At 52.2% G+C, this 24962-nt stretch carries 26 protein-coding genes and 1 tRNA gene; 19 read left to right on the top strand and 8 right to left on the bottom strand.

The window, feature by feature from the left end; translation table 11 throughout:
- Positions 1–117: 117 nt before the first annotated feature.
- From MCG44_RS15020 to MCG44_RS10595, 5 genes are all read right to left on the bottom strand, one after another.
- Positions 118–1008 carry an HNH endonuclease gene (locus MCG44_RS15020; RefSeq protein ID WP_240288148.1) on the bottom strand — a complete coding sequence of 297 codons (891 nt, stop codon included), beginning with the start codon at positions 1006–1008 and terminating at the stop codon, positions 118–120.
- A 119-nt stretch (positions 1009–1127) separates the two neighbouring features.
- Positions 1128–1559, bottom strand: a complete 432-nt coding sequence (locus MCG44_RS10610; protein WP_240288145.1) for a very short patch repair endonuclease — start codon at positions 1557–1559, stop codon at positions 1128–1130.
- 3 nt (positions 1560–1562) lie between these two features.
- Positions 1563–2675 carry a DNA cytosine methyltransferase gene (locus MCG44_RS10605; protein ID WP_240288143.1) on the bottom strand — a complete coding sequence of 371 codons (1113 nt, stop codon included), beginning with the start codon at positions 2673–2675 and terminating at the stop codon, positions 1563–1565.
- 184 nt (positions 2676–2859) lie between these two features.
- Positions 2860–4209 (bottom strand): relaxase/mobilization nuclease domain-containing protein, encoded by a 1350-nt coding sequence (locus tag MCG44_RS10600; protein ID WP_240288141.1) that lies wholly within the window; start codon positions 4207–4209, stop codon positions 2860–2862.
- Positions 4170–4499, bottom strand: a complete 330-nt coding sequence (locus MCG44_RS10595; RefSeq protein WP_240288140.1) for a plasmid mobilization protein — start codon at positions 4497–4499, stop codon at positions 4170–4172. Before MCG44_RS10595 ends, MCG44_RS10600 begins: the two co-directional genes overlap by 40 nt.
- Before the next feature lie 434 nt (positions 4500–4933).
- On the opposite strand from MCG44_RS10595, the gene MCG44_RS10590 reads away from it, so the two are divergent.
- Positions 4934–6199, top strand: coding sequence for an IS110 family transposase (locus MCG44_RS10590; protein WP_240288138.1), 1266 nt, complete (start codon positions 4934–4936; stop codon positions 6197–6199).
- Positions 6200–6429: 230 nt separating this feature from the next.
- Here the strand turns inward: MCG44_RS10590 and MCG44_RS10585 are convergent, their stop codons facing one another.
- Positions 6430–6798, bottom strand: coding sequence for a helix-turn-helix transcriptional regulator (locus tag MCG44_RS10585; RefSeq protein WP_240288136.1), 369 nt, complete (start codon positions 6796–6798; stop codon positions 6430–6432).
- Between the two features lie 167 nt (positions 6799–6965).
- Between MCG44_RS10585 and MCG44_RS10580 the strand changes: the two genes are divergently transcribed.
- Positions 6966–7616, top strand: a complete 651-nt coding sequence (locus MCG44_RS10580) for a TetR/AcrR family transcriptional regulator (RefSeq protein ID WP_240288133.1) — start codon at positions 6966–6968, stop codon at positions 7614–7616.
- Between the two features lie 92 nt (positions 7617–7708).
- Positions 7709–8947, top strand: a complete 1239-nt coding sequence (locus tag MCG44_RS10575; protein WP_240288131.1) for an MFS transporter — start codon at positions 7709–7711, stop codon at positions 8945–8947.
- Between the two features lie 22 nt (positions 8948–8969).
- Here the strand turns inward: MCG44_RS10575 and MCG44_RS10570 are convergent, their stop codons facing one another.
- Entirely contained in the window at positions 8970–9128 is a 159-nt protein-coding gene (locus MCG44_RS10570; protein WP_240288129.1) for a hypothetical protein, read from the bottom strand.
- A gap of 322 nt (positions 9129–9450) precedes the next feature.
- On the opposite strand from MCG44_RS10570, the gene MCG44_RS10565 reads away from it, so the two are divergent.
- The 4 genes from MCG44_RS10565 to xerC all read left to right on the top strand — a co-directional run bounded on the left by MCG44_RS10565 (position 9451) and on the right by xerC (position 12362).
- Positions 9451–9882: a sigma-70 family RNA polymerase sigma factor gene (locus tag MCG44_RS10565; RefSeq protein ID WP_240288127.1), complete on the top strand. Its 432-nt coding sequence runs from the start codon at positions 9451–9453 to the stop codon at positions 9880–9882.
- Between the two features lie 5 nt (positions 9883–9887).
- Positions 9888–10121, top strand: a complete 234-nt coding sequence (locus MCG44_RS10560; RefSeq protein WP_050617427.1) for a helix-turn-helix domain-containing protein — start codon at positions 9888–9890, stop codon at positions 10119–10121.
- Between the two features lie 603 nt (positions 10122–10724).
- Positions 10725–10931, top strand: coding sequence for a helix-turn-helix domain-containing protein (locus tag MCG44_RS10555; protein WP_065533846.1), 207 nt, complete (start codon positions 10725–10727; stop codon positions 10929–10931).
- Between the two features lie 21 nt (positions 10932–10952).
- The gene (gene xerC, locus MCG44_RS10550; protein WP_240288125.1) at positions 10953–12362 is read left to right on the top strand and encodes a tyrosine recombinase XerC; all 1410 of its coding nucleotides are present in this window, start codon (positions 10953–10955) and stop codon (positions 12360–12362) included.
- A 189-nt stretch (positions 12363–12551) separates the two neighbouring features.
- Here the strand turns inward: xerC and MCG44_RS10545 are convergent.
- Positions 12552–12628: transfer RNA gene (locus MCG44_RS10545), tRNA-Arg, on the bottom strand.
- 190 nt (positions 12629–12818) lie between these two features.
- Between MCG44_RS10545 and MCG44_RS10540 the strand changes: the two genes are divergently transcribed.
- The 12 genes from MCG44_RS10540 to spoIIR all read left to right on the top strand — a co-directional run bounded on the left by MCG44_RS10540 (position 12819) and on the right by spoIIR (position 24917).
- On the top strand, positions 12819–13112 hold the full coding sequence (locus MCG44_RS10540) for a hypothetical protein (protein ID WP_240288123.1): 294 nt from the start codon (positions 12819–12821) through the stop codon (positions 13110–13112).
- Between the two features lie 288 nt (positions 13113–13400).
- Positions 13401–15014 carry a recombinase family protein gene (locus MCG44_RS10535; RefSeq protein ID WP_240288121.1) on the top strand — a complete coding sequence of 538 codons (1614 nt, stop codon included), beginning with the start codon at positions 13401–13403 and terminating at the stop codon, positions 15012–15014.
- Between the two features lie 408 nt (positions 15015–15422).
- The gene (locus MCG44_RS10530) at positions 15423–16478 is read left to right on the top strand and encodes a TAXI family TRAP transporter solute-binding subunit (RefSeq protein ID WP_147571449.1); all 1056 of its coding nucleotides are present in this window, start codon (positions 15423–15425) and stop codon (positions 16476–16478) included.
- 33 nt (positions 16479–16511) lie between these two features.
- Complete coding sequence (locus MCG44_RS10525) at positions 16512–17009, top strand: DUF1850 domain-containing protein (protein ID WP_147571448.1); 498 nt, start codon at positions 16512–16514, stop codon at positions 17007–17009.
- A 162-nt stretch (positions 17010–17171) separates the two neighbouring features.
- On the top strand, positions 17172–19145 hold the full coding sequence (locus MCG44_RS10520) for a TRAP transporter permease (protein WP_147571447.1): 1974 nt from the start codon (positions 17172–17174) through the stop codon (positions 19143–19145).
- 251 nt (positions 19146–19396) lie between these two features.
- Entirely contained in the window at positions 19397–19876 is a 480-nt protein-coding gene (locus MCG44_RS10515) for an Lrp/AsnC family transcriptional regulator (RefSeq protein ID WP_147571446.1), read from the top strand.
- Positions 19873–21063 (top strand): aminotransferase class I/II-fold pyridoxal phosphate-dependent enzyme, encoded by a 1191-nt coding sequence (locus tag MCG44_RS10510; protein ID WP_240288119.1) that lies wholly within the window; start codon positions 19873–19875, stop codon positions 21061–21063. The genes MCG44_RS10515 and MCG44_RS10510 overlap by 4 nt, the downstream gene beginning before the upstream one ends.
- Positions 21064–21155: 92 nt before the next feature.
- Positions 21156–21755, top strand: a complete 600-nt coding sequence (gene thrH / locus MCG44_RS10505; protein WP_186851950.1) for a bifunctional phosphoserine phosphatase/homoserine phosphotransferase ThrH — start codon at positions 21156–21158, stop codon at positions 21753–21755.
- 96 nt (positions 21756–21851) lie between these two features.
- Positions 21852–22055 (top strand): hypothetical protein, encoded by a 204-nt coding sequence (locus MCG44_RS10500; RefSeq protein ID WP_186851951.1) that lies wholly within the window; start codon positions 21852–21854, stop codon positions 22053–22055.
- Entirely contained in the window at positions 22042–23334 is a 1293-nt protein-coding gene (locus tag MCG44_RS10495; protein WP_240288117.1) for a DUF1015 domain-containing protein, read from the top strand. Before MCG44_RS10500 ends, MCG44_RS10495 begins: the two co-directional genes overlap by 14 nt.
- A gap of 5 nt (positions 23335–23339) precedes the next feature.
- Positions 23340–24224 (top strand): 4-(cytidine 5'-diphospho)-2-C-methyl-D-erythritol kinase, encoded by an 885-nt coding sequence (gene ispE, locus MCG44_RS10490; protein WP_240288115.1) that lies wholly within the window; start codon positions 23340–23342, stop codon positions 24222–24224.
- Positions 24225–24299: 75 nt separating this feature from the next.
- Positions 24300–24917, top strand: a complete 618-nt coding sequence (gene spoIIR / locus MCG44_RS10485; RefSeq protein WP_240288113.1) for a stage II sporulation protein R — start codon at positions 24300–24302, stop codon at positions 24915–24917.
- Positions 24918–24962 lie beyond the last annotated feature (45 nt).

Genomic DNA, 24962 nt, shown 5'->3' with positions numbered 1-24962 from the left:
GCTGGATTTTCACCTTTTGACAAACCAAAAGAGCGCCGTCATCGGATATTGGTCCGATGGCGGCGCTTCTTTTTTGTTGCAAAATACTATTTTTGAGGGCGTTTTTACGATAATTTATTAGCGATGTTCATCATCGTGGCATACATTGCATAGTGTGGTCAAATTATCTTCTGTGTTATCGCCACCATCTTTATGTTGATGGATGTGGTGTAATTCAAGCATTTTCCGAGGGTCGTCCGGACTAGCATCGTCTCTGGACCATCCGCACTTAGTACAACGGAAATGGTCTCGCGTCAAAACGGCAACTCGAACGGGGTCGGGAATTTTTCTATCATGTACATAGGCTTGTCTATCTTCTTCAAGAACATATACACCAACCGGCAAATCATCTCGGCCGGTATTTTTGGTGACGATCGGCCAACCTTCTTCTGTTCTCAATTCTCGAACTCTTCGGGCCCATTCTTTGGTGTCCCCAGCCAAATAGCTAAGTTCTTCTCCCGTTACTTGTTTGCCTACATTCTTTCGCAGATACTCGATAATCTTTTCCTTAACCCCAATCTTTTTCTTGCGAATCTCGTTTAGTACATTCCAACGATAGGCTGCCTCTAAATCCTGGGTCGTGCTCATTAAAACATACTGATCAGGCTTAATGAGGGAGGGATCAATTCCCATGGCTTTAAAGGTTTCCGCATCGTCGGGATTCTGTGCCATTTGTTTGAATGTCACCCCAGAATAGATCCACCATCCAAATTGGACTCGCAATTCCCTTACCCGGCGAGCCCATTCACTGATTCCAGATACAACCATTAGTTCATCACCATCAATGATGATGCCGGGATACTGTTTTAGATAGGCAATGATGCGATCACGAGCAGAAGAAGCTTCGCTCTTTGGAATGAGGGAACTTCCCAAATCTCTTAAAGTATGAAATGCAGGAACCAAGGTCACTACTTTTTGTCTAAGATCGTTCTTTTTTAGTTCTTCGGCAAAATTTGTTAAAAGTTCCACCAATGATTGACGGAGTTCCTCAGGTATATTTCTTGGCTGTGAGCGTCGGGGCATTACATCACCTACTTACAAAGAAATCTATAAATAATATTGAGCAGTTATGGGACAGGTATTAAATATTATTCCTTGAATGTATCACCGGAATAAAGGAATTCCTTTATTTTGGCCAATAGTGAATCCTCGTTTTTCTTTTTAATCTCACACTGCCACACGACCAAAACTCGCCATCCTTGTGCTTCCAGTAACGCAATATCTTTCTTATCACGAGCGATGTTACTCTCAATTTTTTTGTTCCAGAAGTCAATGTTTGTTTGCGGCCGATGTCCTCGATTACAAGAATGTCCATGCCAAAAACACCCATGGACAAAAATCACAGCTTTAAATTTGGGTAGTACAATATCCGGTTTCCCCGGCAAGTCTTTTCGATTGAGTCTAAATCTAAAGCCGTTCTTGTGAAGGAGACTACGCAATTTGACTTCAGGAGCAGTATCTTTCGACTTAACATGTCGCATGATTTCCTGGCGTTTGGGAGGACTGAAAACATCGGACATTATTTATTTCATCTCCAAAAGTTGCTCCACGCATTCAGCTACTTGTGCAGCAAGAAGCGGCGGAACGGCATTGCCTATTTGTTTGGCAATTTCAATTTTACTCCCCTTAAACTTAAACGAATCCGGAAAAGACTGAATACGAGCCGCTTCACGGTGCGTTATCGGGCGATGCTGAGAGGGGTGTAAATATCTGCCTTTTTCCGGCTTAAAAAATTCTGTTCGTATTGTGACCGAAGGCTTATCCCACCACAACCGGCCAAACAAATCAGTACCGCCGGACTTTTTATTGATCCAACACTTAGGAGTTAATTCCGGTGCATTTCTTTGCAAATCAAATCGATTCATGCCTTCTTCGGGAATCGCTTTGTATCTTTTTAAGCTAATTTCTGTGGGAGTACGCCCAAAGTGTAAATCCAATGGTGCAGTAACATCTTTTCTAATCTCTACTCCTTGCGGTGCAGGTAAATCCCCAATGGCATCCCGTACCGTTTTCCACGGTTTTGCATCTAGGGCATATCCCTTGGCTGAAAACTCTTTTGGCGACACGGTTTCTGGATTGTAATGAGTTTTCAACGGTGGAAATACCGTGGTTGGGTCGGCAAATTTACAGCCGATGATAAACGCACGGTAGCGCACTTGCGGAACACCATAGTCGGCAGCGCAAAGTTTCGCTTTAGCTAAATGTGTAAACCCTAACTCCGCAGCACACTTCTCAATTTCATGAAATTCCTCAGAGTTTAGTAATTGAGGAACGTTTTCCATTACAAAAATGTCTGCTTCAGAACGAGCCACTACTTCCATATAAGGACGCCACAGCGTTCTTCGTACATCACCTGTTCTATTCCTGTTCAACAAGCTGAAGCCTTGGCATGGAGGACCTCCAATAACAACATCTGCTTTTGGAATTTGAACGGATGGATTTTCCAATATTTCTATAATGTCACCGACAACGCAGTGATTCCCATAATTTTCATTATAAGTATCGGCAGCGTATTGATTAAAGTCATTTGCCCAGACGGGTTCAAAATGATGTCCAAATGCACTCGAAAATCCTAACGACAAGCCTCCGGCTCCGCAGAACAAATCAATCAATTTGTATTTTTTATTATTTCCCATAGTTCACCTTGTCTGAGAAAGAGGTTGAGGCGCTTGCATCGTATTGGGTTTCAACAGCGCAAAATTGCCGACTTTTCTCAATAGCATTATTTTCTGATATAGATATAATATTTTAGCATAAAACCCCTCTGGTTTCAACTGAGCTGACAGGCAATCCAATGGAAGAGTAGAGGCCAATACCAAACTATTCTATATTTTGTGTGTATTGCTTTGCTCGTTTTGGCTCGGTTAGTCCAGTGATTAAGATGTCTACATTCTGGTGGAGGGTGTCATACTCCTTTTCCTCCCGCTGTATCTTCCGAAGTTCTGCTTGCAGGGCGGTCTTGCGAGCAGACAGTCCGTCCAGCCCTGCTTTCAGCTTTTCGGAGGAAGGAAGTTTGGTGAGCCCAGCCTTCTTAATGTCCCTGGCTGCCGCCTCGAACAAGATGATCTCGCTCTCAAAGCCACGCAGGAATTTTTCCTTGTCCTTTGATGCCTTGTAGCGGTCATAGACGGGTTTCAACTTGCGGTAGGTGTCGATCTGCTTTCTCAGGATGGCAAGGTCGGCGATCTGCTGTTCGGTATCCCGCAGACTCTCCCTGGTATGGATGGATGCGGCGGCAATGGCGTCGCACCGTTCCACTAATTTCTCATAGCTGCCGATGCCGTGTTCGGTGAGAAAGTTCATGGTGGCGGCTGCCCGTTTCAGATTTTCAATGGTCGCCCACCGCTGGTATCCGGCGCTCTGCTGGGCCTTGATATTGTTCTGAATGTCAATGAGCAGGCTGACCTTCCCTCTGCGCTGCCGGGGCTGTCTGGAGGGCCTGGGACCTCCAGCGATCCGGGTTGCAACAGCTTCTTCCGTGTAATCGGCGCCCAGGGCCTTTAGCCGGGTGAACCGCTCTTGGTCTAGTGCCCTGGCGGAGATATACTTTCCCCGCTTGATTTCGTATCCTTCCCGTTGCAACCGGGCAAGCAAATCTTCCAGGCTGGAGGATACGGGGATCAGCCGGTTGATGGCGGCTTTTAGCTTTGCCTTGTAGCTGGTGCCGTTCTGTACGGCCTGATGCTCAATGTAGCTTTTGCCCTTGTCCCGGCCTGGGACAATGACGGACAAGCCATGTTCTCTGCACAGTCGATCACTGGTCCGGCGTATCTCATGGTAGCTGCGCTTGTTGGAATGGTAGTGCTTGTGGTCGGTGAAACTGACCGCATTGAAGATCAGATGATTATGAATATGTCCCTTATCAATATGGGTGGTAAGTACAAACTCGTACTTGCCACCCAATATTTCTTTTGCCAACTGCAGCCCAATCTCATGGGCTTCCTCTGGCGACACCTCCCCAGGCTCAAAGGCTTGGATCAGGTGGCGACCCAGGTGTGTGCCCTTGTCGATGGAATAGCGGCGTGTCCATTCAAATTCAATGTCGGCGGTCTCGGCGGCGCAACCGAAGGAGGACACCAGCAGCTTCCCGTCCGTCTTGTCGGGGTTGCAGATATAGTCAATCGCCGCTTTCAGCGTTGACTTAATAGGATGCGTCTTTGTAACTGCCATATCTGATCCAGCCTTTCCCGGATTTCCTCCATATCGGCCTGATAGGTGGGACCTCCGGCGTTGACCCGCTTGGCGATCTGATTGATGTTCCGGCCAATGGCGGACAGAAGTTTGTTCATCTCCTTAATGTCCCTGGTGTCCACCTGGATGATATATCCGTCAATCGCCATCTTCCGCAGGTAGGCGCCGATCCGCTTTGTCTGGAGCTGAGCCATCTTCTGTTCCATCAATTCCTTTTCCTCGGCGGACACGTAGAACTTCATTTGGATATTTCGTTTTCGGTTTGCCATGGTGGTATCTCGCCTCTTTTCGTATCAGGGTTTGGGATGTTCCCAACAAGCATTTTTCAGGTTTAGGGGCAGGGTTCCCTAAAGCCAAAAATCGCAAGTGGGTACTCACTTGCTGTGCTTGCTCGCTCGCTCGCTCGCTCGCTCGCTCGCTGATACACTAACTACAAAGGAGAAATTACTTTTTCTCCTTCAAAGCAGCGGGGTTGTACTCATAGGAAACCAGTTGTAGCATGATAAAAAAGCGGGAATGAAAGTGGCAAATGTGCTTGCTGGGTTTCCCATGTGGAATTACTCGTTGTATAGACCGTCCGTTCATCCTGTGAGAACATCGATGTTTTGGCTGGTAGGGTGCAGCTCCGCTGCTTACCTGTGTCAAGAGTGCGCCTGTTGGTTCTTGCAAGGGATGATCTCCCGCGCAAAAAGGAGTTGTTTCTATGAACGCATTTCCTGTAGCCGGTGTTGATGTCAGCAAACATTTCAGCGATATGTGTATTCTTACGCCCACCAACGAAGTCCTTCATCGTGTAAAAATCTATCATGATCCAACAAGTATGGATCGGGCCTTAGGCTTTTTGCAGTGCGCAGAACAGCAATTTGCCGCAAAGCCTGTCATCGTCATGGAATCTACTTCCCACTATCATTTGCTCCTGTTTCAATTCTTTTCGGATGCAGGGTATGAGGTCATCGTTGTCAACCCACTGCAAAGCAATGCGCTCAAAAACATCAGCGTCCGCAAAATCAAGACGGACAAGGTGGATGCCTACCGGCTTGCTCTGCTTTATCGCATGAATGTTCTCCGTCGGTCCCAGATCCCGACCGATATGCTGCGCAGCCTTCGGATGCTCTGCAGGCAGCACTACGAACTGAAGGGCGACATCACGCGGTACAAAAACCGTCTGACAGCATTGCTCGACCAAACGTTTCCTGGATTCAGCAAGATCTTCAGTGATCCAGCTGCAGCAGGCGCCTTGTCTGTATTAGAATGGTATCCTACCCCCAGCGATATTTTAACGGCAGCGCCTTCAGAATTGGCTCAGATCGTACAAAAAGCAAGCCGCAAAAGCAGTGAATATGGCAGCCAGAAGGTGGCTCTATTGTTTAATTGTGCTGAACAGGCTATGCGGATCGGCATCCACGCCCCAGGGGACTCCATTTTGATGCGAGCTATCATAACGGTCCTGAGACAGTTAATTGAAAGCGTTCGTTTAATCGACCAGAGAATAAAGTCCTTGGCTGCACAAGAGGCCTATATCCAAAAAAATGTGACCTTACTGCAGACAATCCCTGGTGTGGGTCTGTTTTCCGCTGCAGTCCTGCTATCCGAGATTGGCGACTTTTCCCTCTTTCGCAAGCCAAAACAGTTGGCCGCATATTTCGGTCTTGATCCGTCCGAACGGCAATCGGGAACGATACAAAGTGTTCGAAACCAGATTTCCAAGCGTGGTTCTCCCTATGTTCGTTCTGTACTTTACATGATTGCCCATAATACGGTCCATGCCAATCGGTTCGGTTCTGTTGGCAATCCTGTTTTAGCAGAGTTCTATCAGAAGAAATGTCAATGCAAACCGCCTAATGTGGCAATCTGCGCTGTTATGCACAAACTCTCCAACATTATCTATGCCGTCTTGCGCGACCAGACACCGTTTGAACTGAGAGCACCTGAAATCCATGCAAACATGATCTGCAGAAAAGCGGCTTAAACAGCCGCTGGCGTATCAGGCGCATTTTGAAATGGATGCGCCTGTTTTGTCATGCTCATTTTTACACACCTTCTTTACAATCTTTTTTCTTGACTTTGCTTAACTGGTCTCTACGCTCCTTCCCCCGTAAATACAATGCCGGAAACACCTTTATCTGCCCGCAAAATCCCGGATTTTTCAAAAAGAAAAGGGCGGCAGAGCCGCCCTGGAGAAACGAAAACAGAGGATGCTCACACACCCTCCGTTTCATCTGCTGATTTTTCAGTTTTCAGCGCCCCGTCAAGCGCACCCTCGATGACGGTCAAATACTGCTCCGGACAGAGTTTCAGTTTGTGGCTGATACGCTGCCGCTGTGCGCTTTCCTCCCGCATGACCTCTGGATTGAAGTACCGCTCCACGGGAAGTCCGCACTCTTTGATAAGCTGTATGATAACCGGCAAGCTGGGGATCGTCCCCCCGTTCTCGATATTTGCGAGATACCGGGAGTCGATATTGACGATCTCCGCCAATGTCTTGCGCGACAGATGCTTTGCGATCCTCGCAGCTTTTACATCTGCACCGAAAGTTTCAAAACCGGGGCAATCTTTGATGTTCGCCATATAGCATCACCCACATACATTGTATATTTCATACTTTGCCCGTGGAATGTTGCTATATGTGTTTAAACTACATTTTATAATTCTTATTCGACGCGATAGAAGGATTGACAAGCAAAGAAAGAATTGTTATAGTATATACAGACCGATGGTTTGTATGGAGGTGCGGGATGGCAAGAAACAAATACCCGGAGGAAACCGTGAAGCTGATTTTGGATGTTGCCACCCATTTGTTTTTTGAAAAAGGATATGACGCAACATCTTTGCAGGACATCATCAACGAAACGAAACTTTCAAAAGGCGCAATCTATCATCACTTTTCGTCCAAAGAAGAAATATTTGAAGCGATCTTTCACCGTATAGGGGAAGAAAATACAAACGCTTTGGCAAAAGTACGCGATGATAAATCCCTGAACGGGCTGGAAAAGCTGAGGGCGATCTTTAAGGCCGCTTTGTTTAACTCTAATCAGAGCCTAATGCTGACCGTTACGCCCTGCTTATTGGATAATCCGCGCTTTTTGGCGATGCAAATTGCCCAGCTCTATCAGATTGTTGCTCCAAAGTTCATCCAGCCGATCTTACAACAGGGGATTGACGATGGTTCCATTCAGGCGACAAATCCCGGTGAGCTGGCAGAGGCCATCATGGTATTGTCGAATGTATGGCTCAATCCGCTGGTTAGTATGACGGATGAAGCGGGAATGCGTAATCGTTGCAAAACATTCAATGACCTGTTACAAGGCGTTGGTATCAACCAACTTTTGGACGACGAAATGATAGAGGGCTATATCAGCTACTGCAAGTCCCAGCACACGGCCTGACTCCCTAAAATGAGCTGCTCTAAATGGGCAGTTTATTTTAGTCACATATCAAACCGACGGTCGGTTTAATAAATAGATCATGGAGGTACTTTATGCAGACAAAACTTTTCAGGCGGGATTTCACTCTCGTCGTGATCGGCCAGATTATTTCCCTTTTCGGCAATGCCATTTTGCGATTTGCCTTGCCGCTGTATCTGCTGCGGGAAACAGGTTCTTCAACATTATTTGGCGTTGTGACCGCCTGCTCCTTTGCTCCGATGGTCATTCTTTCAATGGTTGGAGGCGTATTGGCTGACCGTGTAAACAAGCGCAACATTATGGTAGGGCTAGACTTCTCTACAGCGGCCATCATCATGCTGTTTTACTTTTCGCTGGGGAAGATCCCAACGGTTCCGCTTTTTATCGTTGTCTTGATGCTGCTTTATGGTATTTCCGGCACATATCAGCCGGCAGTACAGGCAAGCGTTCCTCTTCTGATTGCGAAAGAGAAACTGATGGCCGGAAATGCAGTAATCAATCAGGTCAATACGCTTTCCGGTCTGTTGGGGCCGGTGATCGGCGGCGTGATGTTCACCCTTTGGGGAATTGATCCGATTTTGCTTTTGAGTGCGGCGTGCTTTACTTTCTCCGCTATCATGGAAATCTTTATCCACATCCCGCACGAAAAACGCCCGCGTGAAGTCGGCGTATTTCAGGTCGTCGGAATGGACTTGAAAGAAAGCTATCAGTTTGTAAAGACAGAAAGGCCCATTTTCTTTTCGGTGGTCTTTCTGGTGTCCATCTTCAATTTGGTTTTGAGCGCGGTGATGATTGTGGGAACTCCCATCCTGATTACACAGGTGCTGGGTATGTCTGATACCATGTACGGCTTCACACAGGGGGCGCTGGCGCTAGGCGGTCTGTGCGGCGGAATTTTAACCGCAATCGTATCGGAAAAGCTGAGAATTCAAAATTCGTATGTGTTGCTTCTGGTTTGCTCGATTGCCGTGGCGGTTATGGGGATTTCCCTTTTCCTGAATGTGCCCGCCATCGTATCGTATTGGGCAATCACTTTGATGAGCTTCACCGCTATGGGTGCTTCTACGCTCTTTATGGTTCAGATTTACACACTGGTACAGACGCAGACCCCACCACAATTAGTCGGCAAGATCATGGCGGCACTGATTTCTATTGCTATGTGTGGACAACCGATTGGACAGGCGATTTACGGTGTTCTGTTTGACATTTTTGCTGCGAATACATGGGTGGTTTTACTTGGCGCCGCAATAGCTGCATTTTTGATTTCTCTTTATTCAAAGAAGATATTCGGCAGGTTGGAAAACAGCAAGTAACCACCTGCTGTAATATGAATAGTTAAACTGAATCTGCCCGGCGGCAGAAAAGAAAAAAACCGCCGCGGGGCAGACGGTTTTCTGCGCGCAAAAGCACTTTCTTCACGGCGGTTCGATTCGAGCCGCTGTTTTTCTTTGCCCTGACAGCTTCCACGGCGGCATAGAAGGAGGATGCCGCCATGCTGCGCCGGATACTATCCCCGCCTGATCTGACAAGGGCTAGCCGCTCAAAAAAAGCGCGTTCCATTCGGCGGAGAGGTTCGGCCATGAGTATGAACTATACCATGTAAATAAACTTCATATCACTTGCCATTGCGCCCGGTGGGTCTGTGACCTGCCGGGCGCTTTTTGTCGTTTCCTGCGGTCGGTATGGCTGGCCGTTGCTTTTCTCAAATTTTCTTCAAAAAGGAGGCGTTTGGCGGGCAGAACACGCTCCCGCAGGATTGGTAGTAGCGGAAAGGGAGAGAACCACCTGATCCCCCCATGGAAAGGGGGTGAAACTGATGGAATCTAACCCCCGCGACTATGGCGAGCAATGCCGGTTCGATGCTTTTTGCAAGAAGGTATTGCGAAACGAGGCTAGAGCCTACCTGCGGAACATGAAACGCCAGAGAGAGCGTGAAGCCTTCTTTAGCGACTTGTCCCAGGCGGAACTGGACAAGCTCTGTGTCATGGATCGTTACCCCAGCGACAGTATTGTGTTCTCGTCGCACGGTTACGATCTACATATCGACAACGAGCTTGTGGCCGAGGCTTTCTCCGCTTTGCCACAGATGGAGCAGAGCATTTTGATTTTGCACTGCACCCTGGACCTGGCAGACGGAGAGATCGGCAATCTCGTTGGGATGTCCCGGAGCGCCGTTCAGCGGCACCGGACGAAGGCGCTGCAGGAGCTGCGCGAAGCATTGTCGGCGCTGATGCCGAAAGGAGGCTGAGGAAGATGACAGAGCCCATCCACAAGGGAAAGGACCTGCCGCCCGTTTGGGTGATCCATGCGGCCTCCGGCGGTGACAGCGAGGCCATGGAGCAAGTGCTGCGGTACTACGACGACTATATGAGCCGCCTGTGTACCCGTACCCTCTATGACAAGGACGGAACCCCTCATGTGTGCGTGGATACCCACATGAAGCGCTGTCTGGAAATCCGACTGATCCGGGCCGTGATGCGTGCCTGATCCTTTCAGCCCTGGCAGAAGGCAAGCGGCTTACCCTTTCCTCCTTTGCCGATGCCGGGGACTGGCCCCACCTTGACAAAGAAAGCCTTCGGGCAGCATAAGGCAGACGGATACGATCTGTCTGTGTGGAGCCGGTCGGCCGGTGCGCCATGACCTCGTCGGAGCAAGCTGCATATCCCTCGCTTCCGCGCAAGCGCGAAAGCTCACTCATTTCGCTGCTCCTCCTCTCCCCAAAAAGTCTCCGACTTTTCGGGGGCCCCGTGACGAGAGAGCGATTATCACCAGGCCGCGAAACAGGTGTGGCAGCCTGTGGGCGAGGATGCACAGACAGGATAATGAGACTCCCGCGTTGAACGCCCTCAAAGCATTGCGCGGCGCACCCATCAGCATGGGCCGGGGTGAGATTCCCGTGGAGCTGCGGCCAGCAGCCGTCCGTTTTTTGCCTCTTTTATTTTCAGATAAATCTTCTGCTTTTCTGTTTACGGATAGTTCGTAAACTTTCCATTAGCAGCAGACAAACCCGAAACGGCGCGGTACAATGAGGGTGGAAGTTATGAATGAACACCCTTTTGCGTGCCGTTTCTGACCGGAAAGGAGGCTGCTGTGTCAGAGATTCAGAACGGTACGGAGAAAAGGCCTTTGGAGTGCCGCACCTATACGGTCAATGACATTGCCGTGATTTTAGGTGTCAGCCAAGCACGGGCATATAGCCTTGTGCGGGAGGACCTTTTCAAAAGCGTACGAATTGGCAACGCCATACGGATTTCCAAGCGGTCGTTCGACCACTGGCTGGAGTCACTTGACCTGTGACACAAGAAAGGAAGGTTCGTTATGGCATCCATCATCAAAAGAAAGAAAAACTATTCCATCGTCTACACCTATGTGGACGAGAACGGCGAGACCAAGCAGAAGTGGGAGACGCGCTCCAGCTATCAGGACGCATTGAAGCGCAAGGCGGAGGTGGAGAATCAGAAAACCACCCGGTCTTTTCTCCCGCCCAGCAATCAAAGTATCTCGGAGTTCCTGCTGGACTTCGTCTCCCTCTACGGCGAAAAGCGGTGGGGCGTTTCCATGTATGACAGTCAAAACTCGCTGATCGCCAACTACATCAACCCCATCATTGGGGACATGAAGGTGCAGGACATCACGCCCCGTGTGGTGGACAAGTACATCCAGACCTTGCAGAAAACCCCTGCAGTAAACACCAAGAACCACCATGCCAAAACGGAGTTCGTGACCAACGCCACCATTGACAAGATCATCAAGCTCCTCCGCTGCGCCTTCAAGCAGGCGGTTCGGTGGGAGCTGGTCCCCAAGAACCCCTTCGACAATGTGATCCTGCCGAAAGTGGAACATAAAAAGCGGGACATCTGGACCGCCGATATGATCCGCACCGCCCTGGACCAGTGTACGGACGGGAAACTCTATGTGGCGATGAATCTGGCCTTTGCCTGTTCCATGCGCATGGGCGAGATCATGGGGCTGACTTGGAGCAATGTCCACATCTCCGACGAGGACATCGCCGCTGACAACGCCTATGTCTACATCGACAAAGAGTTGGCGCGGGCCTCCAAGCGGGCCATTGAAATGCTGGGGCATAGGGATGTCTACTATGTATTCCCGCCCTTGTTTGCCAACACCAGCACCCGGATCATCCTGAAGAAGCCCAAGACCGATTCCAGCATCCGCAAGGTGTGGCTGCCCAAGACTCTGGCCTACATTCTGCTGGAATGGAAGAAGTCTCAGGACGAACTGAAAGAGATGCTCCGGGACGAGTATCAGGACTACGACCTGGTGGTGGCACTGCCCAACGGGCGCCCCTGTGAGGACCGGGTGCTCCTGAAGGAGTTTGAAAAGCTGCGGGAGAAGGCTGGACTCCCGAAAGTGGTCTTTCACTCTCTCCGCCATTCCAGCACCACTTACAAGCTGAAACTCAACCACGGCGACCTGAAGGCTACCCAGGGCGACACGGGCCACGCCCAGATCGACATGATCACCAGCGTGTATGCCCACATTCTGGACGAGGACCGCAAGGTGAACGCCCAGAAGTTCGAGGACGCCTTCTACGCCAGCGCCAATCCCGACCTGCGGACGGTGCGCCCTCCGGCAAAAACCAGGGGGCCGAAGGAGCCGGAAAGTGTGTCGCTGGACCTGGAGGCCCTGGTGGAACAGCTCCGCAAGTCGCCGGAACTTGCCAACACACTGGCCGCATTACTGGCGTCGGCCCCATCCGGAAAATAGTTCGGAAAAATCGTGTTAGCAAATCCGTGATTTTCATTAGCAAACCCGGAAAAAATGTTCGAAGCCAATTAGCAGGGATACAGCGGAAAATGTATAAAATCGTTCTGGTAACGCAGCAAGGCTGCTCAAAAGGAATGATAATAAAAAACCGCTGTAAACCATCAAAAAACGGCTTACAGCGGTCATTTTTGGCACCCCCGGCGAGACTCGAACTCACTACATTCCGCTTAGGAGGCGGACCCTCTATCCTGGTGAGGTACGGGGGCAGATACAGAATTTATTCAATTATACAAGGCTCCTGGATTCGAACGGTTCGATTGTTAGGAGGCGGTCGCTCTATACAACTGATCTACAGGGGCATATGCAAAAATATTCAATTGTGCAGTTCCGGTGGACGAGAGATTGCCAGATGTTAGGAGGCGACCACTCTATCCTAAACAACAAAGGAGGATAAAAATGGAAAATATTAAGCTCAATGATCTATCAGGGAGTATTACACTCCAGTTTTTTGAAGCGATGTCTCAGCGGGTACCCATTGCAGCTATCTACGAACTTTATCAGGTTTTAGAGGGGCTATATGAACTGGGGGCAAAGAACGAAGTGGCAATCGTTCTCGATATCTTGATTTTGTGGTCTGACATACAGTACCCGCAGCTGTTTGAGAAAGTTCAAAGAGAACGTTCTCTGACGAAAGATTTTGCGGGCGAAGTACTGACTGATTTGGGGGAGATTCTCAGCGAATACCTGTAAAATTTATAGGTGTGTACCAAGCCGATGGGCTTGGTTTTTTTATGCCTAAATTTTGGGACAAGCAAATCCTCTTTCTTGCAAACATAGGAATAGAGAAAGTATGTGAGAGGAGTGATCTGATTGAAAAGACAAGCGGTACAGGTGCGATACGAGTTTTCCAGAGAAGAGAATGCGAGAGAGATTTTTCTGCGATCCTTTCGACTTTTCCTTACCCGGAGCCTTGCGGAAGGAGTTCAAAACGCGGTACAATTGCAATGATGAATGGCAGCTTATCTCAGGAGGTAGCAAATGTACTTAGAGATAAGCAATCCCATGGAATACCATGCGGCTTTATACATCAGATTATCGAAGGAGGATGAGAGCGAGGGACCATCTCAGAGCGTCCAGAACCAGGAGTCTCTGCTGCGGGAGTTTGTGCAGCAGCACCGGCTGAGCGTCTACGACACCTATGTGGACGACGGTTGGAGCGGCACCAGTTTTGACCGGCCCAGCTTCCAGCGGATGATCGCCGACATCGAGGCCAAGAAGGTCAATATGGTCATTACCAAGGACCTCTCCCGCCTGGGCCGGGACTACATCCTGACCGGCCACTACATGGAGCGGTACTTCCCGGAACACCGGGTGCGGTACATCTCCCTGCTGGACGGCATCGACACCGGTGTGGACTCTACCGCCAATGACATCACCCCGTTCCGTGCCATCATGAACGACATGTACGCCAAGGATATTTCCAAGAAGATCAAGAGTGTCAAGCGGGATAAGCAGCGGAAGGGGCAGTTCATCGGCGGAAAGCCAGTGTATGGCTACAAGATGCACCCCACGGAGAAAAACAAGATTGTCATTGATGAGGAAGTAGCTCCGGTGGTGCGGCGGATCTTTGCATTGGCCCTTTCAGGTATGAGTTGCCGTAAGATTGCGACTACACTCAATAAAGAAGGTATCCCCACACCGGCCACCTACTGCGGCTGGAAGGTTGGAACCCCCGGACCTTACACCGGCTTATGGAGCAGCGAGCGGATTTCTGAAATGCTGAAAAACGAGACTTACATTGGCAATATGGTCCAGGGACGCAGTGTGAAGATCAGCTACAAGTCCAAGAAGTGCCTGAAACAGGACCCGGCCAACTGGGTGATCGTAGAGGGGACCCATGAACCTTTGGTGGATGCGGAGACCTTTCAGAAGGTGCAACTGCTGGTGAACAGCCGCAAGCACACACGGAGCCGGACCTACGATTTTCTTCTGAAGGGATTGATTTTCTGCCACGAGTGCGGCTACCCTTTGGCGGTACTCAACCGAAAAAACGCCAGGGGAGAGGATGTGCTGTACTTCGTCTGCCGGACCTACCAGCGCTTTACCAAAGCGGGTGTCTGTACCTGTCATTCCATCAAGGAGAAGACGGTCACTGATGCGGTCATTCGCAAGGTGAGGGAAGTCTGTCGGGCATATCTGGATCCAGACGAACTGTTGCCCATGGCCCAGGAAGCTGTGGAGCATGCCCAAAAGCAGAGTAGTCTGGAAACGGAGCTCCAGGCCATCCAGGCCAGGATCAACAGTCTTACGGCCAACCTGGACCGGATGTACACCGACCGGCTCAACGGATTGCTGCCCGAGGAGGACTTCCAGCGCATCTTCGGCAGGGTCAAACTGGAGCGGGAGCAGCTGGAGGAAAAGCGGCAGGCCCTGGAGTTTCAGAAAAAAAGCCCCGTCCGCAGTGAGGACAGGGCCAGGGAACTGGTACAGCGATTTATCGAGACGGCAGGAGAGAGCCGGGAACTGTTGGTCAGCCTTATTGAGCGGGTGGAGCTGACCGAGGATAAGGAAGTCATCATCAAATTCCGTTTCGCCCAACTGGATGAGGCAAGCCAGAATTCGCAAGGGATTGCGCCGTTTGAGACGGCGTAATTTTCCGGAGCCAATCGCTTACAGTAGGCGTGTCGCTATGTATCCCGCATTGAAAAGAGGGCTTTAGAAAAGCTGCAGGAGGGGATGGATGGCTGGATGCCATAAAAAAATATCCATAGAAATCATAGGCGTTTAGCTATGGAAATAATAAAGAAACAGGAAAAAATATAGGGAAATTAAGGAGTAACAAGTAGATGTAATAAATAATTTTTTATACAAAATGTCAAGACAATTAGTGGAGGAGAGGGGGGAGGAAAAAATGATATTGCATTTTTGACATGAATGTAATATAATGGGACCGCAGTATAGGAAGCGGGTCTATGGACCAACCATGAAACGCCCTATAGGGCGTTTGCTCTTTCCAAGTGGAAAGAGCAAACGAAAAAATGGAATTGGAGGAAAGAGAACATGAAAAAGAAACTAGCACTTGCTCTGTCCATGGTCATGATCCTCAGTCTGGCACTGACCGGCTGTGGGAACAATGACAAGGGTAGCAACACCAGCTCCACTAGCGGTGGCAGCAATACCTCTGCCAGCACCTCTACTCCCAACAACGAAACTCCCTCTGGTGAGAAGGTGGATATCACCATCGCCACCGGCTCCACCAGCGCAAACTACTATGCTATCGGTAACGTAATGGCCACCGTCCTCAATCCCGTTCTGACCAAGGGGAACATCGGTGTTACCTCTACCGGCGCCTCCGCCGCTAACGTTCAGCTGCTCCAGGATAATGAGGTCAACTTCGCCATTATCCAGAACGACGTAGCTTACTATGCCGCTACTGGTACTGACCTGTTCGACGGCGAAGACCCCTATGAGGACTGGGGCGCCCTGTGTGCCCTGTATGACGAGGTGGTCCAGGTGTTCACCCTGAATCCCGACATCAAGACCTTCACTGACCTGAAGGGTAAGACCGTTTCCGTCGGCGCTTCCGGTTCCGGCGACAACTTCGCCGCTGGTCAGATTTTTGCTGAGTTTGGCATGACCTTTAACGACGTAAACCCCGTTTACCAGTCCTACTCTGACTCCGCCGAGGGCATGAAGGATGGCAAGATCGACGCCGCTTTCTGTGTGTCTGGCGCCCCCACCACCGCTCTGGTGGACTTGGCTGCGACTGCCAACAAGCCTCTGAATGTCATCACTCTGGAAGACGAGCACATTGAAAACCTGATGGCTGCTTACCCCTTCTATGCTAAGACCGTGATCCCCGCCGGCACCTATGACGGCCTGGACCGCGATACCACCACCGTCAGCATCCGCGCCATGCTGGTGTGCCGGAATGACGTGCCTGAGGATGTGGTGTATGAACTGATGACCGCTATGTTTGACAACCAGGCCAGCTTGGCTGACGGTCACGCCAAGTTTAAGGAGCTCTCCCTGGAAGGCGCTGTCGCTGGCGTCAGCATCCCCTATCATCCCGGCGCTGAGAAGTATCTGACCGAGCAGGGTGCCACTCTGAGCTGAGTGTCTGTTCTTAGACGCGACTGATAACGCTTTGTGAATAAGAACAAAGTTTTGGTAGCCGCGGCCGCGATAGTCTGTCTGGTTATCGCGGCCGCAGTGTTTATGCTCCGCCCGGAAGGCCATCTGGTCATTCGTGATGCGGAGACTGGGGAAACCTATATCTCTTATCCGTTGGAGCGGGGAGAGGAATTTTCCATCACCTTTATCCATTCCGTCAACAAGACGCCTGTGACGGATGTGTATGACGTGGATGAGAGGGGCATAATCATGCTGCGGAAGACCATCTACTATGGGTTTGGTGCCGGGGTGCCCTCTGACTTGGACCCTAAAATGGAGCTGACCTATGAAGAGGGAACAGGCGCCATGGTGGTCTCTAAGATTGATATGGAGCTTCCCAGCTTTTATCTTTTTGTGGGCACAGTATCCGATCACACGCTATCGATTGGCGGAGAGGAGATCAGTCTGCGGGATGTGTGCGGACGGAATACCAAGGTCCACATCAGCTACGAAAATTCGCGTATCTTTCCATAGCGTTTTGGAAGATCAAAGAAGCCCCCAGCTTTACGCTTTGTAAAAATTTGGTTGTGATCTCGGAGAGGGAATGGAAGACGCAGCCGAGTGCGGCCAAAGAGCGGACCTGAAGCAGAGTTTCTTTTATCAAAAGATACGATTTTTAGCAAAGGAGGCATCTCTGTGGAAGATCAGGATAAGAAAACTGTAAACACCGCACCGGCAGAAAATGGCACAAATGTGCAGGCCGATGTTGATGAGATTATGAAAAAATACGACCGTGAGTCAAACGTTCGTATTTGGGAAGGTGTGCCGAAGTATGTGGTCAGTGGCCTGCTGATCGCATTCAGCCTGTTCCTGATGTGGATGAATCTGGTATCCACCTGGAGCGAAACCAAGCGCCGTCCCCTGTTCCTGGGTCTGGTGATTCTGCTGGTATTCATTGTGTTCCCTATGCGCAAGGGCGCTGTTCAGCGAGTCAACCGTATCCCTTGGTACGATATTATTCTGGCCATCGTTGGGGCCAGCCCCTACCTTTATTTCTTCTTCAATGAGCAGGATCTGATGATTCGCGCTACCCGCATCAACCAGCTGGAGGTTGTGCTGGGCATTGTGGGAGCCTTGATCCTCTTTGAATGCTGCCGGCGTGTGGTAGGCCTGCCCATCCTGGTAGTGGCCACCTGTTTCATCGCCTACGCTTTCTATGATGGAAAGTCGCTGAAGCGCATCGTCTATGACCTGTTTTATACTACCAACGGCATCCACGGCACCCCCATCGGCGTGTGCTCTACTTACATCGCGCTGTTCATCATCTTCGGTGCTTTCCTGGAGGCTACCGGAATTAGTAATTTCTTTATTTCCTGCGCCAATGCTCTGGCTGGCTGGGCCACCGGTGGTCCCGCTAAGGTGGCCGTTATTTCCTCCGCACTGTGCGGCATGGTGTCGGGCTCCTCTGTGGGCAACACCGTGACTACTGGTTCTGTTACCATCCCCATGATGAAAAAGACCGGCTATCCCCCCGAATTCGCGGGCGCTGTTGAGGCGTCGGCCTCCACAGGCGGTCAGATCATGCCACCCATTATGGGCGCTGCCGCCTTCCTGATGGCGGAGATGGTGGGTGTACCGTACAGCGATATTATCAGACGGGCCATCCTGCCTGCTATTTTGTACTTTACTGGCATCTTCCTCCAGGTGCATCTGCGCGCTAAACGTCTGGATCTGAAGGGTATTCCCAGAAACGAGCTGCCCAAGTGGGGTCAGCTGCTCCCGAAGATCTACCTGCTGATTCCTCTGGTGGTACTGGTGGTCATCATTATGAGCGGTTATACCATGGCCCGCTCCGCTATTATCGCGACCATCCTTTGTATCGTTATCAGCCTGGTGGATAAAGCGGTAGACACCTTCTTCTATCATCAGAAGAACGATACCAGCATCTTCACCTTCCTTCGGGCTTTAGAGAACGGCGCCCGTAACTGTCTGTCCATTGGCATTGCCTGCGGTGTGGCCGGCATCATTGCCGGTGTGGTCACCCTGACCGGCCTGGGCCAGATCTTCATCAGTGCCATCGTGGGTGTGGCCAATGGCCAGCTGATGATCGCCCTGTTCTTCACCATGATCACCTGTATCGTCCTGGGTATGGGCGTGCCTACCACAGCCAACTACATCATCATGGCTACCACTTGTGCCCCTATCCTAGTTACTGGTATGAACATGGACCCCATCGCTGCCAATATGTTCGTGTTCTACTTCGGCATTGTGGCGGACATTACGCCTCCTGTGGCTCTGGCAGCTTACGCTGGTTCTGCCATCGCCAAGGCGAACCCCATGAAGACGGCCTTCCAGGCGACCCGTCTGGCTATCGCCGCTTTCCTGATTCCCTATATCTTTGCTTTGAATCCCGCAATGCTGTTCATTAACTCCACTCCCTTCCAGGTTGTTCAGATCATTATCACCAGCTTTATCGGCATGGCGGGTGTGGCCGCTGGCCTTGAGGGCTATCTGATTAAGAACATGAACGTACTGGAGCGGATCATGGTAGCCGCAGGCGGTCTGGCTATGCTGATTCCCGGCACCGTTACCGACCTGATCGGTGTGGGCTTAGTAGTTGTGGTCATTGTATTCCAGCTCCTGCACAAAGATAAGAAGGCCGTAGCCTAAGCTATCAAGTGATCCCAAAACGCAAGAAAACACGTCTCGGCTAGGATAGTCCATTTGGAAAAGGCCTTTGCCTGTTTGTTATCGCCAGTCAAAAGAACGCCGCCCATACGAAAGTATGGGCGGCGCCTTTTTATCCGCTATTTTTATTCGCAGGATTGTTTTTCTCTCCAGTTACATGTATAATAAACGGGTATTTTAATCTCACGCAGATCCTACCCGGTTGCGGGCAGAGAAACAGGAGGAGAGCGTTCATGGAAAAGCTGTTGGAACTGTTGGAACAGGACTGCACCATGCCGGTGGCCGCGCTGGCTGCGGCTGCTGGAGTGCCTGAGGCAGAGGCAAAGGCAGCCATTCAAACATACGAGGAAGACCGCACGATTTTGGGGTATCAGGCCATCATCGACTGGGACCGGGTACGCAGGGAGAATGTTACGGCTCTAATCGAGGTCAAGGTCACCCCACAGACCATCAGCGGTTTTGACCGTATCGCGGAGCGTATCTACCAATATGACGAAGTGGAGAGCATGTACCTCATGAGCGGCTCCTTCGACTTGACGGTTATCATTTCGGGCCGCACCCTGCGGGAGGTAGCCCAGTTTGTAGGCGAGCGGCTGGCCCCTATTGAGGGAGTCACCGGCACTGCGACTCACTTTATTTTGAAGAAATACAAAGAGAAGCACTTGGTGTTCCGGCCCCAGGATCCGGAGGAAAGGGAGTATATCTTTACATGAATTACGATCATATTCTGAATGAGAAGATCCAAGGGGTCAAGCCTTCTGGTATCCGCAAGTTTTTTGATATCCTGGAGGAGATGACAGACGCAATCTCTCTGGGCATCGGAGAGCCTGACTTTGTTACCCCTTGGCACATCCGGGACGCTGGTATCTACTCCCTGGAGCGGGGACACACCAAGTATACCTCGAACGCCGGTATGCTCCAGCTCCGGCGAGAGATCGCCGCCTATCTTAACCGCCGCTTTGATCTGCAATATGACTACACCGACCAGATTCTGGTCACTGTGGGCGGCAGCGAGGCCATTGACCTGGCCCTCCGGGTACTGGTCAACCCTGGCGACGAGGTCATCGTGCCTGTGCCCTCCTTTGTCTGTTATGGGCCGTTGACTGAAATGGCCGGGGGCGTGCCCAAGTATGTGGAACTAAAGGTAGAAAACAATTTCCGCCTGACCCCGGAGGAGCTGAAAGCGGCCATCACAGATAAGACCAAGGTTCTGGTACTGCCGTTTCCCTGTAACCCCACAGGCGGAATCATGGAGCGCAAGGATCTGGAGGCCATCGCTGAGGTCCTCCGCGGCACCGATATCATGGTCATCTCTGACGAGATCTACGCGGAGTTGACCTATGGCCAGCGCCATGTGTCCCCCGCAAACCTGACCGATATGTATGAGCGGACCGTAGTGGTCAACGGCTTCTCCAAGAGCCACGCCATGACCGGCTGGCGTATGGGCTACGTCTGTGCCCCCAAACCAATCATTGCAGCCATGACAAAGCTCCATCAATTCGGCATCATGTCCGCCCCCACCACTAGCCAGTATGCCGCGGTGGAGGCCATGCGCAACGGCGACGGAGACATCGAGCATATGCGGGAGGAGTACGACCGCCGCCGCAGATACCTGGTGGAAAACCTGAACCGGATCGGTCTGAGCTGCTTCGAGCCCAAGGGCGCCTTCTATGTGTTCCCCGATATCCGCTCCACCGGTCTATCCAGTGAGGAGTTCTGTGAGCGATTCCTCATGGAAGAGAAGGTGGCTGTCATTCCTGGAAACGCCTTTGGCCCTGGCGGCGAGGGCTTTGTCCGGGCCTGCTACGCGGCATCTATGAAGGACATTGCCGAGTCTATCTCCCGGCTGGATAACTTCCTGGTCAACCTGCGCCGCCGGCAGGGACATGTGGGGCAGTAAAGCCCGCTGACGGGGCCCTGGGTAGGTGGACAGATGAGAGCCCATGACTCCAGCGGCCTTCTGAAAAAATAAAAGAGAATGAGGTATCTGCCATGAATGTAGTATGTTTAGATATGGAGGGCGTCCTGGTTCCAGAGATCTGGATCGCCTTTGCCCAAGCCAGCGGAATCCCGGAGCTGAAGCGCACCACACGGGATGAGCCCGACTATGACAAGTTGATGACCTGGCGGTTGGGAGTCTTGAAGGAGCATGGTCTGGGCCTAAAGGAGATCCAGGAGGTCATCTCCACCATAGATCCCCTGCCTGGGGCCAAGGAATTCCTGGACAAGCTGAGGGCCCAGACCCAGGTGATCATTTTGAGCGATACCTTTGAGCAGTTTGCCAAGCCCCTGATGGCCAAGCTGGGCTGGCCCACTCTGTTCTGTAATACCCTGAAGGTGGGGCCGGATGGGGCCATCACCGGCTATCAGATGCGCTGTGAGAAATCCAAGCTTACCACAGTAAAGGCGCTGCAGTCCTGTGGCTTTGACACCATCGCTGCCGGCGACAGCTTCAACGACCTTGGGATGATACAGGCCAGTAAGGCCGGGTTCCTTTTCAAGTCCACGGATGCCATCAAGGCGGCCCACCCGGAGCTGCCCGCATTTGAGGAGTTTGACGAGCTGCTGTCTGCCATCGAGGATGTCCTCTGATCCGAGGAAAGGAGCGTAGGGGGAGACGCCCTCGTCTCCCCGCCGGAATGGTGGCCGCCTGTGGCGGCCCCTGCATGGGGAAGGGAGCGTGGACCTGTGTTTGCCAAGTGTGCCCTCGGCGTACTCCTACTGCTGGCTGTGCTCAGCTGGTTGGGTTTTAAATTTAGGGAGATTCTGCTCATTTTCCTGGCGGCCGCAGCGGCGATGCTGGCCATCTGGTATCTGAAAAACAGATGTGATCGGCTGGAGGAAAAGCTGGACCTTCTGCTGAAAGAGATGAGAAAAGATGAAAAAGATTGATCTGCCCTTCCGCCCTGCCAACATCCTGCTGCCCAGAGACTGCGACATGACTCTGTGGTCGGTAGTGGCCTGTGATCAGTACACCTCCCAGCCCGAGTATTGGCAGCGGGTAGAGGAGCGGGTGGGAAAAGCCCCCTCGACCTTACGGCTCATCCTGCCGGAGAGCTGCTTGGAGGGGCCCAATGTGGAAACCGATATCATGGAGATCAACAATACCATGACCCGCTATCTTCGGGAAAACCAGTTTGTAGAATACCCTCACAGCATGATCTATGTGGAGCGTGCCATGACCAGCGGCAGGATCCGCCGGGGACTGGTAGGTATGGTGGACCTGGAGCAGTATGACTATGAGCCCGGCTCTGGGGCCATGGTCCGGGCTACGGAGGGGACCGTCCTCTCCCGTATCCCGCCCCGGGTAGCGGTGCGGAAGAACGCCCCCATCGAACTGCCTCACATTATGCTGTTGTCGGATGACCCGGAAAAGACCGTCATAGAGCCCTTAGCTGGCCAGACAGGTGGAATGGAGCTCCTCTACGACTTTGAATTGATGGAGGGCGGCGGCCATATCAGGGGCTGGAAGCTGACTCAGGAGCAGCTGGAGCAGGTGGAACAGGCTCTGGTTGCCCTGGCTGACCCAGTTGCGTTCCGGGAGAGATACGCCCTGAAGGATGCGCTTCCAGTTATGCTCTTTGCTGCCGGGGACGGCAATCACTCCCTGGCCACAGCCAAGGAGTGCTACGAGCGGCAGAAGAAGCTGGTCCCCCAGGATCAGTGGGACAGCCTGCCCTCACGGTATGCCCTGTGCGAGCTGGTCAATCTCCACGACGAGTCCCTGGAGTTTGAACCTATCCACCGAGTGGTGTTCGGCGCGGGACCGGAGGAGCTGCTGTCCGCCCTGGAGGGATTTTATCCCGGTGCGTTCAGAGGCGGGGAGGCGGATGGCTGTACACATATCCTGCCCTATATCTGTGCCGATGGGCAGGGACAGGTGGTGGTCCCCCACCCAAGTGCCCAGCTGCCGGTGGCTACGCTTCAGACCTTCCTGGACCAGTACATAGCCGCCAGACCTGGGGTCAAGATCGACTATATCCATGGGGAGCAGGTGGCCAGGGAACTGGCCCGGAACCGGCGGGATGCCATCGCCTTCCTGCTGCCTCCCATGGCCAAGGAGTCCCTGTTCCCCACAGTCATCCACGACGGTGTGCTGCCCAGAAAGACTTTCTCCATGGGCGAGGCACAGGAAAAACGCTTCTATCTGGAGGCCAGAAAGATCCGCTGAAAAAAATGAGGGCGGCGGGAGCCGCCGGGGAGGAAACTATGGAGGTCCAGGCCAACGCAAAACTGAATCTTACCCTGGACGTGCTGGGAAAACGGCCCGACGGCTACCACGACATGAGGATGGTCATGCAGTCCATCACTCTCTCTGATACCTTGACGGTAAAGGAGAATGGTGGCCGGGGGCTGCGGGTAGGGACCAACCTCCACTTCCTGCCCAACAACGAAAAAAATCTGGCAGCCCAGGCGGCTCTCCGCTTCTGGGAGGCCAGGGGGATCGGGGTAAAGGGGCTGGATATCACCATCGAAAAGCGCATTCCTGTTTGTGCCGGTATGGCCGGAGGGAGCAGTGATGCCGCTGCTGTCCTCCGGGCCCTGGATCAGATGGAGGGAGAGCCCTTTTCTATTCTGGAACTGGCTAGGATCGGGGAGCGGGTGGGGTCCGATGTGCCCTACTGTGTGCTAGGGGGGACCGCTCTGGCAGAGGGCAGGGGAGAGGTCCTAACCCCTCTGCCCCCTCTGCCCCACTGTTGGGTTGTGGTGTGTAAACCGCCCTTTCCCATCTCCACTCCGGAGCTGTTCGCCCAGTTGGACCGGGTCAGGGTGACACGGCGCCCGGACACTCAGGGGGTGATGGACGCTCTGGCGGCGGAGGATCTGGAGGGGGTTGCTCGAAGAATGTACAATGTATTTGAGGATGTCTTACCTGACCGGCAGCGAAGCCGGGTAGCGGACATCAAAAACACTCTGATCCACTGCGGGGCGCTGGGAGCGACCATGAGCGGGACCGGACCCTCTGCCTTTGGCCTTTTTACTCAGCTTGAGAAGGCAAAGAGTGCCTGCGAGCTGCTGCGGGAGCAGTACCGGGAAACTTTTTTGGCGGAAACGGTTTAAGAACATCAGGGGCCGTCCATACTGTAAGCACTTACTTACAGTGTGGACGGCCTTTTAAGGCCCCAAGGAGGACCTATGGACAGAAAACTGAAGCGGTGGGAGATGGCCCTGATGCTGGGCCTGCTGTGTGCTCTGGTGGGAGGGAGCTGGCTGGGTCAGGAGCAGCAGGAGCTGGCGGACAGCGTTATCCGCTTTCATGTGATCGCAAACTCAGACAGCGCCCAGGACCAGGCGTTGAAGCTGGCAGTCCGGGACCGGGTGCTGGAGGAGGCACAAGCGGTCTACCCCTCCAACGCGACCCTGGAAAGTGCCCGGTCCGCGTTGGAGAGCAGTCTGACCCAACTGGCGGATGCCGGGCGACAGGTGGTGGAGGAGCAGGGCTATGACTACCCGGTGTCCGCCCAGTTGACCCAGTGCTGGTTCCCTACCAAGGAGTACGACGGCTTCGCCCTGCCCGCCGGGAACTATACGGCTCTCCGGGTGGTTATTGGGGAAGGCGAGGGGCAGAATTGGTGGTGTGTGGCCTTCCCGCCCCTGTGCCTGGGGGCGGCCAGCGAAACCGTAGATACCGCCGCACAGGCTGGCTATTTCAGTCAGGACCAGGTCAAACTAGTCACCGGCGAGAGCGAGGGCTATGTGCTAAAATTCAAGGGTATGGAGCTGCTGGGACAACTGGAAGCCTTTTTCAGCTAGTAAGAAACCACATTCTCGAAAAGGAAACGAAGTCCGGGCTGTAAA

Source organism: Lawsonibacter sp. OA9, from assembly GCF_022440585.1.
This window is presented reverse-complemented; position numbering and strand designations above follow the sequence as displayed.